Raw genomic sequence first — 14978 nt, 5'->3', positions numbered from 1 at the left:
GTTGCGACAGGTCAACGAACACTATTCAGCCAAGGACAATATTCAGAAATTGCCTGCTGTAAGCAAAGGAAATCATAAGCGAACAATTTTCAGTTCGGTACAATATTCTGTCAAACAAAAAAATCCTATTTGTGCGGAATCTTCACAATTAGGATTTTTGTATTTTTATTATTGATAATAACTCGACTATCGCACCTTCAAAATGAAGGAAAACCCTTTTGAATAATACAGAATTTCAATATTCTCTAACGGTTCTGACAGCGCTTATTCAGCGCAAAATGCTCCAATTTAAATTCTAACGTTTACCAGTGAGCTTATTTGGCTGTTTTCCAACAAACCTCTCTATATTTGCCCAAATAACGTCAACCAGAACCGTTAGAGTTTCAAAAGCTATAAAATCCCTGTAATAAGCGCTGTGGCAACCGTTAAAAGTTAACTTGACAGCTTGAAAGGCGTAATAGGACACAGCAGTCTGTGAGCAAACCGCAAGGTTTCGGATACTGCGCCGATTTTGTCCTGATGGGTAGCGGTTATTCGTCAACCCCTCGATTGAATTGCCGGTTTGCCCAACTATATCAAAGCAAACTGGATAAATTAAGCTGCGAAAGTTGAGATAATAAGTTACTAGCGTTGCATTAAATTTTGGACCGTCTCATAGACTCCAAATAGTAAAAAAATGTTAAATTTTAAATACCCCAAGATGAATTAACTTGATGAATTCATTGCCTATCAGAAATCACGATATCGAATAGATGCTTCATATGTTGAAAAATGAGGGATTGCTCGTTTCGTACACGCCTGAATGCCGGAGACCGATCAACTCTGCAATCTGTTTTATCTGGTACCCTCCTAATACAATCCAGCATATCTCTCATGGTTCATCGACAGGAAAATAGCGGTGAGGCACTTCAGGAATAATACCCATCTGCAAAAGAGCGTTCATCGCATGACCCTCATAAAAAGCACCGGATAAACGGCGCTCGCCATTCATCCGGTCTGACTTTTCTAACGATAATCGTTCGGAGCCGCACCCGTATATTTTTTGAACGCGTAGCTGAAATAATTCGTATTCGGGTACCCAACTCGCTCAGCTACTTCGAATACTTTCAAATCAGTCGTCCGAAGAAGCTCCATAGCTTTTTCCATCCGAACCCTCGTCATATAGTTGTTAATCGTTTCTCCAACTTCATTTTTAAAGAGAGTACAAAGATAATTCAGATTCATAAAGATACTTGAGGAAATATCTTTCAAAGAGATCTCTTGGTTGTAATGGTCCTCGATGTACTTTTTGACCTGCTCGATTTCAACTCGATAAGGCTTGCCCTTTGTTTTGATGATTACTTTTAACCCGGCAGAGACATACCTCAGAAGGTTGGCTCGTATCTCTGAAGGATCTGCGGGTGTGAGGACACTCGCAGCGCATACAAGCTCGTAGAGCCGTTCCACCTCTTCCGCATGGATTCCGTTGTCTGCGAGAAGCTTGTACACCGTTCCCGCGACTTGGTTTGCCGCCTCGGCCAAATACCCGGTCTCCCCTGCGACCAGTTCATTCGCTTCAAGCTCATCCAGCAGATCTGCGGCAACACTCACCGCCTTTTCGTTCATGGCCTTGAGGTGACGAATCAATTCTTGTTCCTTGTCAAAAGGGTAGACCAACGCCAAGACAGAAGCCGACTCGCTTCCCCATCCGATTTTTCCGCTGACCTTCTCTGGTTTCTTCCGTTGAACTGACCCATAAGCTTCCCTGTAGGAATACGCGATTTGTCCGTATCCCGAATAGACGGATCCGAATCGAACCGTGACCATCAGGCCCAGAAATTCCGCTATGCTCTTTTCCATGATTTCGGCTTTCCGGTCAAGATCCTCTTGAAACAGGCCCCCTTCCCTACCGTCCAGACTGATAAGCGCCTCCAGGAGCCCTTCGTTCGTAACCACCGATAACCCCCAGGCATTTCGACTTAAAATTTCGTCACAAATATTTTTGACCGCATACAGGAACAGATGCTTACCCTCTTCATTGCCGGACGATCGCTCGGCCAAATCCTCGATCCGGATGACGCATGCGGCGAATTTATCGGACGGAAAGTCAATGCCGAGCCATCCGAGCTTATCTTTCATGCCGGTTTCGCTTTCCAAATAACTGGAATGAAGAAGATCGTAAACCCATTTTTCCCGAAGGGCAGGAAGGGATTCGCGAAACTGTTGCTTCAAGCTGTTCAGGTACTGCTCCTTGTGATGGTTTTCTGTCAACTTGTCACGGGCTTTCACGATGGCTTCCATCAACTCAACCGGAGATATGGGCTTCAGCAAATACTCGCTGACGCCATATTTGATGGATTCCTTGGCGTATTCAAAATCGCTGTACCCGCTCAAAATAATGATGAAACTGTCGGGCAAAAACTGCCTTGCCTGCTTTGTAAATTCCAATCCGTTGACGAAAGGCATGTTGATATCCAGCAGGATAATGTCCGGCCGATGCCGCTGCGCCTCGATCAGCGCCTCACGGCCGTTTGCGGCCTGACAGGCGACTTCGAGCCCGTAGCTTTCCCAGTCGATTCCTTCGACTATCCCTAGCCTGATGTTTTCCTCGTCATCCACGACCATAACTTTTAGCATAGGCATTCCTCCGCACGTTAGTTTGCTCTTTAGTCCCCTGGCTGCTCCGTCAGAATCGGTATCCGGATGCGAACCTCCGTTCCGCCGCTTGCCGGACTGCTCAGGTGAATGCCATAGGATGATCCAAAATACAAGCTTATTCTCTCGTTTACGTTCTTCAACCCGTAGAAGCCCGTCCCGGCCGCTTTCGTTCCGCCAAGAGCGCTTCGGATTTCCGCAAGCTTGTCTGCGCTAATGCCAACCCCGTCATCGGAGACGATAAATAGAAGCGCCTCCTCCTCTTGTTCGAGACGGATATCGATTCGACCGGGCGATTCTCTGTTTCGCAAGCCGTGAATAAGCGCGTTTTCGAGAATCGGTTGCAAAATCAGCTTGGGCGTATATTGCTCCATACTGATCCCCTCAGTCCGGATGGAGGACTCGAACCGATTCGAATTGCGGAATTTCTGGATGTTCAAATAGCTTTTGGCATGCTCGATTTCCTGCTCAATCGTGATGAACTTGCTTCCTTTACTCAGGCTGATCCGGAAAAACTTGCCGAGATTCGTAATGACTTCGCTGATCTCCGGCTCCTTCTTGCGAACCGCGTACCAGTTCAAGGATTCCAATGTATTGTAGAGGAAATGCGGATTGATTTGCGCTTGCAAGGCCGTAAGCTCCGCTTTTCGCTTGGCTTGCTCTTCTTCTTTGTTCCGGACCAGCAGCCCTTTAATATTGACAGCCATCGATTGGATAACGTCATTTAATTCCTTAATTTCATCGCCAGTATTCACGTTCGATTGGATATCGAAGTTGCCCCTCTCGATTTCCCTAATCGCCTTCATAAGGTGCATGAGAGGGCGTGTGATGTCCTTCGAAATCCGGTTTGATAAATAGACGGCGAATAGCAGCAAAATCAAACCGATAATCACGATGTAAAGCTGAATGGAGTTGGCTTCGGACATAATGGCTTTTTGGGGAACAAGGCTCATGATGTGCCAGCCGTAGTCTTTGGAACCGCTTTGGAGCAGCGTATATTTGTCGCCTCCAACCGTTATGATCCGGCTCGACTTGCCGTCGAACTGACCGGGAATGTCCCCGCTATCAGGGATACTGGAATCTTCCTTGCCATTCATGGGCTCATTGTCCACGTTATAGACCCTATTGATCCATCCTTGGTTGGAATTGACTTGTGCCAAAGCATCGCTAATCACTCTGGCATCCAATTCGATGGCGATGGTATATAAGTACCGGGTCGGTCGTTCCGCATCGTAAACCTTCTGAAAAAACGTGAACGTATCAAGACTTGACATAGATGTATCCCGGACGATGGATTTGTGCACGCCGGAAAACATGGACTCAGCGCCGGAATTCCGGAAATGTTGATACCAAGCCTGCTCCGCGATGGGATATTTATCATCATAGGCAAGATTGTAGATCCCCAGGCCGCTTCCATTATCATCGACTAGCGTGATATCGGTGATATACGTCTTCAAATATTTGTATTTGTTCAGCAGGGCGTCCAATTGTCCCTTTGACCGGTAATCCGCTGCCGCTTTTTGCTCCGATAGCTCGAGCACTTTATGATTCACTTGCTCGTCGAGCGCGATATTTTTTGCCATATATCGGGTGTCGAGTAAGTAATATTCAATATTCTCCATTGTCTTACTCACGAGTTGGCGGGAATAATTGATCGTTTTATCCCTAATAACATCGGTAACTCGGGTCGACGTCATATAAAGCGTCGTAAACAGGCAAAACGAAATCAACAACATGAAGCTGATAAAAATCTTCTGCCGAATCTTCAAGCCGGCGATCAATCTTCTCATGGCACCCTCCCGACGAATAAGATTCGTCCCCCGCCCCGTCATCCGTCATCGCCGTACTTGATTCTTGTTCCTATCCTGGCTTTAATCTCACTGATTGCGTTTCCAATAGCCTTAGACGCGCCGATATTCTCTACCATCATATAGTAAGCTTGCATGCGAAGCTCTTTCTCGATGATATTGTCGTACGGACCGAACTGCTGCTTGAGAGGTTTCCCGGCGGTCCAATCGAAGAATTTTTTCGAAAGACGATCATCAAAATAGGGGTCGATCGCATTCAGAATTTCATCTGAATAGGCATCATTATAAGCCGAGAACTGGTGCGTACGAATGACTGCCTCGGAACCTTGCCGGGTTAGGGCGAAGTTCATCCGCAAAGCCGCGGCTTTTTTGTTTTCAGGCTTCGATTTCTTCGGCATTGCGTAACCATTGCCCCCGCGGTAAAAGATACCTCCCGGCGGGGCTAATATGCCCCAACGGCCAATACCGTCTTTGTCCGCGTTCTGAATGTTGGTAGCGTGCCAGTCTGCGTACGGGTAAAACAGAACGGTATCTTCCGTGTAGGATCGCTCCAGCTTGAATTCCTGCAGTCTGGCGATGTATCCTCTGTCAAGCAATGCCTCGATGAACCGAAACCGCGGAAGTATGTTCTCCTTCAGCCGGAGTGTATAGCCCTGGAGATAATTTTTGTTGGAGGTGACGAGCAGCTCTTCAATCGACATCGAATCTGGAAACAAAAAGGCTTTACCGCCGCTGTTCGTTTTGACGGTTTCTCCAATTTCAAGAAGATCGTCCCATGTCTTCAATCTGTCCGCAAGTGCTGTCGGATCGTCAGTACCCAAATAGCGGCGGGCAACCGCTTTATTGTACCAAATAGAGGCGATTCCCGTAGCCGCGGGGAGAATGACGAATTCGCCCTGCGCATTTCGAGTTACGTCAGCCACACCGGGCATAACGTTCTTCGGATCGACCCCGTAATTCGTCAGATTCTCGAAAGCGCCTTCCATGGCAAGCCATTTGCCCCACCAATACGATTCGACTTTCACGATATCCGGTACGTCCGTCCCCGTACTTAGATTAAGAAGGAACCGATTGTCGTACTCCGACCAAGGTACTAACACAACATTAACGTGAATATTCGGATAGACCTTATTAAATTCTTCGTTAATCTTGTCTTCGACGCCCTTATCGTAAGCCCATAACGTAATCGTCACGTCTTCGTCCCCCGGAATCGAGGATGGCCTGTCGATGGCTGCGTCGCTGCAACCGCTTAAACCGAGAACAAAGAACAGGATCGAGATAAGCAGACAGGACAATCGTTTCATTCTCATGTTGCGACCACCTTATGCAGAATAAAAACAATAGGATACCGGCACTATTATATCATAGAGTTTTTTCTGCCCTGACCATTTTCTTTTGGAAATATACGATATAACAATCCAACTCCGCTGATTTCGCCAACACATCCGGATGCAGGAGATTGTAAGCGGACGATTTGCTAAGGCAATGAAGTTCCTTTCGAACCGACTCCATCTGTTGTAACAAGGCATCTTTCCGCTGCCCGCAATCCATACACACACATCCATTCACCCATATTTTGAAATTGCGCGGTGCTATCTCATGCTATACCTTAAATACCGATATTTCTTTACTCAGTTCCTGAGCCATACCGTGCAGACCGTTAGACAACCGCGAGAACTCCTCCGCGCTCGCCTTCTGCTCATCCGATCCCGCACCGACTTGCTCAACGAAAGCCGCAGCTTCCTGGGATATCGCCGAAATTTTCGCAATGCTGCTGAAGGTTTCGTCTCTCATGACCAGCATGCTTTCTGCGGCTCTGACGGTGTTGCTCTTCAGCTTCGAAATCTCATCCAATGATTGGAGAACTCCTTGCAATACGAGATCCGTCTTCTGAATGGCATTCATTTGCTCATGGATCTTTTCGCGCGAAGCATCCGTTGAAGACAACGTAATCCGAGCTGCGCCCTGAATGGTCTGGATCGCTTCAACGATTAGCTTCGATAGATTTTGGGTCTGATCGGCTAATGCCTTCACTTCATTCGCCACGACCGCGAAGCTTTTCCCCGCCGCGCCGGCCCTTGCCGCTTCAATCGAAGCGTTCAATGCAAGAATATGGGTTTGCCCGGAGATACTGGCAATCAACTTGGTCACTTTCTCGATTTGATGAATTTCCGTATTAAGACTCTTGACATTCTCTATAATAACCTCAGACATTTGTATGGTTTCTATTCCCTTTTCGTTTAGGAGCGCCATTACGGCAGACGATTCGAGGCTTTTTGTCCGGGTATCGTCCACCTGTGCGGATATCAGCTCCATGTCAGTCACAACGCGATTGATGCAATCGGACAAGTCCTGCATCCTAACCACACTGAGCGATGCTTCTTCAGCTTGCCCTGAAGTACCCTCGGCAATATGCATGATCGCCGTCGAATTCTGGGCAGAGGACTCATGAAGCACCCTGGAGCCATTCGCTAAATTTCGGGCGTGCACGGCCACCTCCCCCGTATGCTCAGCCACTCGAAAAACGAGCTGTCTAATGGACTTGAGCATTCCATTATACATTTGGGCCATATCGCCCAATTCGTCGTGGTTCCTGATCTTGACTTCAGCCGTAAGATCGCCCTCCTTCGCGAGGAGCATGGACGCGATCAAGCGGTTAATAGGAACTGTAATATTCTTTGTGATAGCAAGGGAAATCGCAAATGCGAGCAACCCGCATACGGTAATAAGGATGATAATAAGCAAGCTTAGCCGGTTCGCAGCCTCGTTCAGGTACGAATACGGAATGGTAGTGATCATCAACCAATCGGTTCCCTTGACTTGGGAAAATGCGGCCAAATATCTCTTGCCGTCGTCCCTTTCCCACTGAAAAGCCTGCGTTTTCTGCTTGCCGACTTCTTCGATTAATGTGCCGGGATAACGTTCGTTGAATTTGAGGGTATCCTTATTACCGGACAGAATATTACCCTCAGCATTCACAATAAAGATATCCGAGCCTTTGCCCAAATCGATTTTGGAGAGCCAACTGCGAAAATAAGCTTCCTTCACCGCCACGAGAATCGTTCCGATTTGCTTCGAATCGCCCTTGGTCATAACGGCCTTGCTTAGCACAAGATTGGGATCGTTAAATACGCCTTGGGAACCCAAATGTCCCGCGCTCCAGGTCGTATTTCCTTTTTTCTCCGAAGCGCTAGAAACCAAGCCGGCGACTTCTTTCTCCTCCCAAAGCTGGCTCCCCTCCGGCTTGATCATTTGCTTGTCGGGCCCGAGAAGCTCGGCATCCGTCACGAAATCGGTCAGGTTCGAATACTTGGCATTGATCAGCTCGAGCAGCCGAGCGTCATATTCCGAGCCTAAGTAAGCACGGTCGCCTTTGCTTCTCTTCCCCAATATCGTCTGTACATCGTCTGAGAAAGCGATTTCCGTTGCATAACTGTTCAAATGATCCAACTGAATCGCCATATTAGAGCTGGCTTGATCCATCACCTGAACCGAGTAGGTGCTGATCTGGGATTGAATCGCCTCGCTGGATTGACTGTATGACAAATAACCCACCGTAGTCAGAGGAATCAGGCAGAGACTGAATAATGAAATAAACAGCTTCTTTCGGATCCGCATTCGTCCAAGTAAACCTGAATTCACTAGTTTAAACAATGGTCTCTGAACCTTTTTTATTAGGTTATCCATCCTCTAATCCATCGCCTCCTGCCATATTTACGCTTTTACTGCACCTGCCGTCAACCCGCTCTGCAGCCGGTTGGAGAAGATCAAATACAGCAGCACCACGGGCAATGTAGCGATCGAGAGCGCGAGTATTTTGGCGCCGTTGTCCTGATAATATAAGGAATTGAACGAGTTAATGCCAAGCGGCACCGTAAACATCCGGCTGTCGTTGATCGTAACCAATGGAACGAAGAAGGAATTCCAGGACCAGACGAAATTGAGCAGCCCTAGCGTAATCAACGCTGGCGTGATCATGGGGGCCACGATACGGAAAAAGATCCGGAATTCGCCGGCCGAATCGATTCTGGCGCTCTCCAGTACCTCCGTCGGAACGATATCCTTGATATATTGCGTCATCCAAAACACTCCGAATCCTGCAAATACATAGGGCAAGATAGAAGGAATGAGCGTATCGTTCAAGTGGAAGAGCTTCATTTCGTATACGTAAGCGACGATACTCAGTTGAGAGGGGACCATCATGGTGAACAATACAATATTGTAGAGCAGCTTGTTCCCTTTGAATCGGAACTTCGCGAAGCCGTAGCCGCATAGAGCCGAGGTCAGCAGGGAAAAGATGACGCTGGACATCGACATCACTACGCTGTTCTTCATGAAAGTCGGGAACTCCGTTTTCGAGATCGTTACGAAGTTATGCAAGATATAGTCGGACGGTAGACCGTTAAAACGAAACAGCTGAAAGCTGTCGTAGGTTCCCATAACGACCATGGCATAGAAGGGAGCCAACGAGATCACGGTCAATACAACGATAATCGTATAGAACAAAGTTCCCACCGCGAAAAGTGTTTTACTGCCGGAATTCATCTGCCTGTCCCCTCCCGATTCAACGCTTTGAAACCAACCCAAGACAACACGATAATAACAATAGTCATCAAGTACGCGACAGCAGAAGCCGTACCTGTTCTGAATAAAATGAAGCCTTCTTCGTAAACATAACTAACGAGGGTGTATACACTTTTCTCCGGCCCCCCCAGTGTACTTGCAATGCTCAAATTGTTGTCGGTGCCTACGACGAGCAAAGAAGGCTCATCGAATATTTGCAATCCCCAAATGATCGAGGTGATGACAATAAATACCGTAATCGGTTTTATGATAGGCAAAGCCACGTACCTGAACTTATGCCACGTATTCGCTCCATCGATATCGGCTGCCTCATACATTTCCGTCGGAACGGATTTTAAGCCCGCGAAGTAAAGCAGCATGAAGTAGCCAAGATTTTTCCAAAAAACAATTAATGCGACGATCAGCACGACATAATTCGGATTGGCCATCCAATAAATAGGCTCTTTGGCCAAACCCAGCTTCTGCAAGAAGATATTGATAAACCCGGTCTGGTAGTCGAATAGCAGTCCGAATAGGACGCCTACCGCCACCGGAGTCGTTACGTAAGGCAGGAAAGAAATCGCTTTAAATGTCTTCGCAAACTTCTTGAATTGAACTTCCAGCATATAGGCGATGCCCAGAGCCGTAATAATGCAGGCAGGCAAAGCCAACAGAATAATCCGCAGCGTATTCAACAGGGATTTATAGAACATCTTGCCCTTCAGAACCTGAATATAATTATCCAGACCAACCCATGTCATATCGTTAAAATAATTCCACTTCGTGAAGCTGATCCAAAGGGTGAACAGCGTCGGCGCCAAAGAAAAGACGACCAGAAGCAGCAAATAGGGCGCAATAAAAAAGTATCCGTAATTCTCGGTGTTTTTGATCAGCATCAGCTTCCGGCGGGCCGCTATCTTTTGCGTATGCATCTTTTCCACTCCAATCTCTCTTTATCCGATCTTCATGCAGGGGCTGGAATCCCAGCCCCTGGCATAAAGTTCGCTTGCTTTATTTATTTGATCGAATCGTCTTTGGACTTGATCGCTGTAATAGCCTTCTCAACAGCCGTCGCCGGCTCTAATCCGGATTTTTCCATGTCCAGTGCAACAGCTTTCAATTGATCTTCGATCACACTGTCATGTTTGCCGTATTTCACCGGCTTCATTTGTTTGATGACGTCGTAGAAATAAGCAGTAATGTCAAGACCGAAATAATCATTAACACCGTTCGTCAATTTCTTTTGTTGAACATCCTTGACTGCGGTAAGGTTTCCAAACTTGTTGTTTACTTTCATCCCGGCTTCCGAGAACAAGCGATGCTTGATGAACAGCGCGGCAAGTTCAGCCTTGTTAGGGTCGCCTTTGTCCACAATCAGCTCAGCCGTGCCGCCGCGGAAATATTCTCCGCCCGGAGGAGCGAACACACCCCAACGGCCTTTGCCATCCTTATCGTTTGCCGGAATCGTCCCTTCTCTCCAACCCGCCGACGGGAAGAAGACGACTTTGCCCGAAGCCCAAGCAGCGTCCATTGCCGGCCCGTTCACTTTGGCGATGTATCCTTCTTTCAGCGCCTTGCCCAGTGTTTCGTATGCGGAGGTCATGTTTTCTTTTACTTTAAGCGTATCGCCGTCGATATAGCTCTTGCCGGCCGCCACCTGAGAAGCAAGCAAGCCTTCCATGACGTCGGTCGCATTCGTAAACGCGGTCAATTTGCCGCCGCTCTTTTCCTTAACTTCCTTGCCGGCATTTAAGATGAAATCTTGCATCGAGGAATATTTGCCGGCAATCGCTGCGGCGTCGTCCGTACCGAATACTTCCTTCGCCAGATCTTTCCGGTACCAGATTGCTCCCAGCCCCAGACCTTGCGGGATCGCAACCAATTTGCCGTCCGCATCCACGACCGCGTTCGAAGCCGCGTCGGCGATGTCGGTTTTCTTAAAGCCCAGCGTCGATAAATCGACAAATGTATTTTTGTAAGACAGGAATCTGCCCCACCAGTACGACTCCGCCATTGCTACATCCGGCAGCGCTCCCCCGGATGCTTTGGCCGTCTCAAACTTGGTGACGTAGTCTCCCCAGCCCATGACGGTCAGGTTGACCTTGACGTTCGGATAGGTTTTATTGAAGTCCGCAATGGACTCGTCAAAATAAGGCTTCCACCAAGTCCACACCGTGATTTCGCCTTTGTAATCCTCCGGCTTCTTCTCAGCTTTGCTTGCTCCGGCAGAATTGCTGGCAGTCGCCTTCGCTGCGGAACTGTCGGCACTTGCTTCCGGTTTGGAAGAACTCCCATTGGCGCATCCCGCAAGCAAACTCAGCGCCATCATGCCCGCAAATGCCAAACTTGATGCCTTCTTCAACTTTCTCACATTCATTACCCCCTTGTAGTGAAGACTGGAATCAATGCGGCCAGCATTCATTCCGTCTATGATTCAAGTATACCGATACGGTCCTGCTCCTTGAATTCAATATCTTTCGATCGTCCTTCGAAATCTTCAGATCATGTATCAATTCGCCGTACCTGAAGAAAAACGCCGAGAACCCCGCAGCAACGGGTTTTCTCGGCGTTTTTGACATCAGATTCCCCAAACAGCAAATTCGTTAATGCCTGGCACAGCAGAGCCATTGGTGAACGTGATGCGGACATATCGGGCCCGTTTCTCCGAATCAAACATGAGTTTGGACTCGGATTCGGCCACTGTGTTGCCACTCTTATCTACGACCTTCCTCCAGTTTGTTCCATCAAGTGATACCTCAATCTGATATTTATACACTGAACTTGCGCTGAACCATTTCGCAGTTGCTCCTGTAATCAGGTATTCATTGCCAAGATCAGCGGTCAGCCAATGCCCGGCCGTGCTATCTGCCGCTTTCCAAGCGGTTGCAGTTGTTCCGTCGATGGCTTTTGATGCCTCAAAGCCTGTCGGATTGCTGTCGCTTGTAGCCGATCTATAATCAGCCAGGTTGCTCTCAACGCCGATCAATTCCTTAACCGATACGTTATCCAGATACGCCTTATCCGTACCGTCGCGTCTCCAAACCTTGATGATGGCCGTCGTATTATTGAATTTGGTGATGGCTTCCCCTGTGCTGTTGGTATTCTTATAAATCTTGCTGCCATCGTCCCCAAGCGCCCAAGTGTCGCCAGCATTAACCCAACCGCCAACAGTTCCCTCTTCGAAGTCTTCCGCCATTAATACTTTGGAGGTGTTCTCCATCGGAAGGGTAATGACATTATCAAATTCTGCCGTAGAGTTATAATTTTTCAAGGCAACGGCGCCTTGGCTGAACGTGGTATCCGTACCTTGAAGGACTAATACGCCGTTGACATAACCTTTCAGAGAGCTGCCGTTCAACTCAAACTTTAAATTGTACCATTGATTATTGTTAAACGTGTAATTCGCGGCAGCAACAGTAGTCCATGCTCCGTTATTGTTTGCGTTAATCTCTACAGTTCCGGCTTTTGCAACCAGTTGATAGTATTGGGTGGCCGATACCATCCGGGCCAGCAAAGCGGTTTCGCCGCCAGTTAATCTCTTGAAGTCTACCGATGCGGTATAATCGCACCAATTGCTGCTATCCGAACCCGTCTTAAACGCCGCACTTACCTTGCTGTAAGTCGAGGATATGCTATGGGTTGTCGGCTCGGCTACCTTACGGGCGTCCAGAAGGGTGACAAACAGCTTATTGGTCGAGTTATTGGGATTATTTAACCTGGCATCTCCACTGAAATAGTAGTACGTATCGGGTTTCAAACCTGTCAGCTCTTTACGTACCAAGCTATACGTATTTCCTCCCGGAATCATCAAGCGGTTGCTGCCGCCATCGTTTTCGATGCCAATTCCGCTGCCTTTGGCGACCGTCCACCCTGTCAATCCGTTCTCAAAGTTACCGTTAGAAGCATATTCCGTCGTGCCCTTCCCCATGATGCTGCTTCCGGTTTCCGATGTATTCGTGTTGTTATTCGTGAGATCCACGATTTTATCATTGGCATCGGCGAAACGGTTGTTCCAAAGCTGCCCGTTGTTCGTATGATCGAGGGACACATTCGTTCTGTAGTTGTTCCAGGTCGTTGGATCATTAATGGGCAAGAAAGCATTGTCATGGATTCGGATATTGCTGAAAGGTCTGTCCGTACTGGATAAGGTTGCATTGAGACCCGTTTGAATAAACCCGGCATTGTAGAATCGGGAATCGACGATTTCGATATTGTCCGGGAACTTTCCTTCGTACCATTCCACATCACTTCGTGGCTGCAAATGCTGGGCGGTCACGCTGTTGTCCACAACCGTTCCATTGTGAATAAGCCATTCGTTGCTCTTAATGCCGTTATTCTCGGTATTACGATACGTTTCAGAGCTATGGGCATACTTGGAAGCGAAAGCGAACAATGTTGCCGTTGGATTAAAGCCTGACGGGATATTGGAGGTAAAGGTCACAAGCCAATCATTGGTCCCGTCATTATCCAAATCGCTCGTGTAACGAACCGGCGTTTGCGCAAGCGTCATCGTCAAATCTGTAAACGCATCCGCTGTGTCTTTATAAAACTCGATCGTATCTCCGGCGCGAAGCTTGTTAAAATCGCTGTAGTAGTCGCTGTAAGAACTGATAACAACCTGATTCGCCGCAGGGTTGGCCAGAACCTTTTTCCCTTTAATGGTACTGTTCATGAAGTCGTCACGCCCGGAGCTGCCCTTGAATTGATCGACCATAATAGCACCGGAGACATTTACAAACCAAGGCGTACCATAGACATCCCCCAAATTAAGTCCGTTCCAGCCTCTCTCGAACTTGGGAGCCAGATCGATTCGTTTCAAAGTCGGATTGTTAACATTATGAATATAGAAGTTGCCAAAATTATACGCGTACTGGTTATCGATCAGAATAGTATCGATGTCCCCAACGTTGAAAGGATAGCCTTCGGACGGTCTCTGTTGTTCCCAAAAAATCAGGTCGCCGACCTCCACTTCCGTAGGGATCTTCGTATCAGACATTTGCATTTCATCGGTTGTGCCGCTGACCAGCTGCCAAGACTTGCCTGACGAAGCCGTCAAGATTTCGCTTCGCGTTGTACCCCAAAACGTGGACTGATCCTCCCAGCCGTGTGCATAGCCGGTTGAATAACCGAAGCTGGCGTACTCCCGGTCCTTATCATAAAGCATCATTTCAATGGCATTCGGGTCATCTTCGATCGCGCTCATCACGGACGTTGTATCGACAACCGTATTCGGCTGCACCTTGACTTTCACTGTGGATGCATCCTTGTAAGTAACCTTGGCAATGGTATACCAATTGGGCTTCATTTCCCAGGCAAAATTCATAATGGACAGGTTGGCGCCGCCGCTCACATAGAAACCTACCGCATTGTTAAAATTGCTTTGAATCAGCGTGGCCGGTTTGCCGTCCGGCCCGACTTGCCCCATGATCGTCAAGTCACGGCTGTTTATGACATCAAGGTTCCGTTTATTCTGGTCAAGAATATAGGTTCCCGCTTCAAATATGACTCTGACTTGATCAGCCGGATTTGAATTTTTCCAGGATATTGCGGCATTAATGGCGTTTTGAATTCCTGGGCCGTCGACATTTTGATCATTCGCCGTTGTGTATGCGCTTACAAACACGTCGTGAACCGTTGCTGCTTCTGCAGGTTGAAGATTGAGCCCGCCGAGCTGAGAACTCAGTAGTGCTGCTGCTAGTAATAACTTGGCGCGATGTTTCATTTTTTCACCATCCGATTTTTATTGTAGGTTCCGTTAACCCCCGATACGATTCCTGCACCTCTTTGGTGTATCGGATTCATTTCATATTATAATGAACAACCCGGAAATATTGAATTCGATATCTTTCGATAAATATTCGAAATCTTCGGGTACTCACCCAGTTTCAGTTCTTGGTGACGGGTTCTATGCGATGATAACAAGCACATCCCCCTCCAAACGATAATGATTTGGAGGGGAATTGAGTTTATTGA

9 protein-coding genes are annotated in these 14978 nt (G+C 47.7%); all 9 read right to left on the bottom strand.

Annotated elements, in window-relative coordinates; genetic code table 11:
• Positions 1–1005: 1005 nt before the first annotated feature.
• The 9 genes from ICC18_RS00215 to ICC18_RS00175 all read right to left on the bottom strand — a co-directional run bounded on the left by ICC18_RS00215 (position 1006) and on the right by ICC18_RS00175 (position 14727).
• On the bottom strand, positions 1006–2616 hold the full coding sequence (locus ICC18_RS00215) for a response regulator (RefSeq protein WP_188172381.1): 1611 nt from the start codon (positions 2614–2616) through the stop codon (positions 1006–1008).
• A 29-nt stretch (positions 2617–2645) separates the two neighbouring features.
• Positions 2646–4424, bottom strand: coding sequence for a cache domain-containing sensor histidine kinase (locus tag ICC18_RS00210; RefSeq protein WP_188172380.1), 1779 nt, complete (start codon positions 4422–4424; stop codon positions 2646–2648).
• Positions 4425–4462: 38 nt separating this feature from the next.
• Positions 4463–5752, bottom strand: coding sequence for an ABC transporter substrate-binding protein (locus ICC18_RS00205; protein ID WP_188172379.1), 1290 nt, complete (start codon positions 5750–5752; stop codon positions 4463–4465).
• A gap of 52 nt (positions 5753–5804) precedes the next feature.
• The gene (locus ICC18_RS00200; protein WP_223192281.1) at positions 5805–5954 is read right to left on the bottom strand and encodes a Spo0E family sporulation regulatory protein-aspartic acid phosphatase; all 150 of its coding nucleotides are present in this window, start codon (positions 5952–5954) and stop codon (positions 5805–5807) included.
• Positions 5955–6044: 90 nt separating this feature from the next.
• Positions 6045–8129 (bottom strand): methyl-accepting chemotaxis protein, encoded by a 2085-nt coding sequence (locus ICC18_RS00195; RefSeq protein WP_188172377.1) that lies wholly within the window; start codon positions 8127–8129, stop codon positions 6045–6047.
• Positions 8130–8156: 27 nt separating this feature from the next.
• The gene (locus tag ICC18_RS00190) at positions 8157–8987 is read right to left on the bottom strand and encodes a carbohydrate ABC transporter permease (RefSeq protein WP_188172376.1); all 831 of its coding nucleotides are present in this window, start codon (positions 8985–8987) and stop codon (positions 8157–8159) included.
• Positions 8984–9937 carry a carbohydrate ABC transporter permease gene (locus ICC18_RS00185; RefSeq protein ID WP_188172375.1) on the bottom strand — a complete coding sequence of 318 codons (954 nt, stop codon included), beginning with the start codon at positions 9935–9937 and terminating at the stop codon, positions 8984–8986. The genes ICC18_RS00190 and ICC18_RS00185 overlap by 4 nt, the downstream gene beginning before the upstream one ends.
• Before the next feature lie 83 nt (positions 9938–10020).
• Positions 10021–11376 carry an ABC transporter substrate-binding protein gene (locus tag ICC18_RS00180; RefSeq protein WP_188172374.1) on the bottom strand — a complete coding sequence of 452 codons (1356 nt, stop codon included), beginning with the start codon at positions 11374–11376 and terminating at the stop codon, positions 10021–10023.
• A 207-nt stretch (positions 11377–11583) separates the two neighbouring features.
• The gene (locus ICC18_RS00175; RefSeq protein ID WP_188172373.1) at positions 11584–14727 is read right to left on the bottom strand and encodes a discoidin domain-containing protein; all 3144 of its coding nucleotides are present in this window, start codon (positions 14725–14727) and stop codon (positions 11584–11586) included.
• Positions 14728–14978 lie beyond the last annotated feature (251 nt).

This window comes from Paenibacillus sedimenti, assembly GCF_014534655.1.
GTDB classification, from domain to species: Bacteria; Bacillota; Bacilli; order Paenibacillales; family NBRC-103111; genus Paenibacillus_E; species Paenibacillus_E sedimenti.
Note: the sequence above shows the minus strand (reverse complement) of the source record. Positions and strands in the feature narration are given on the sequence as shown.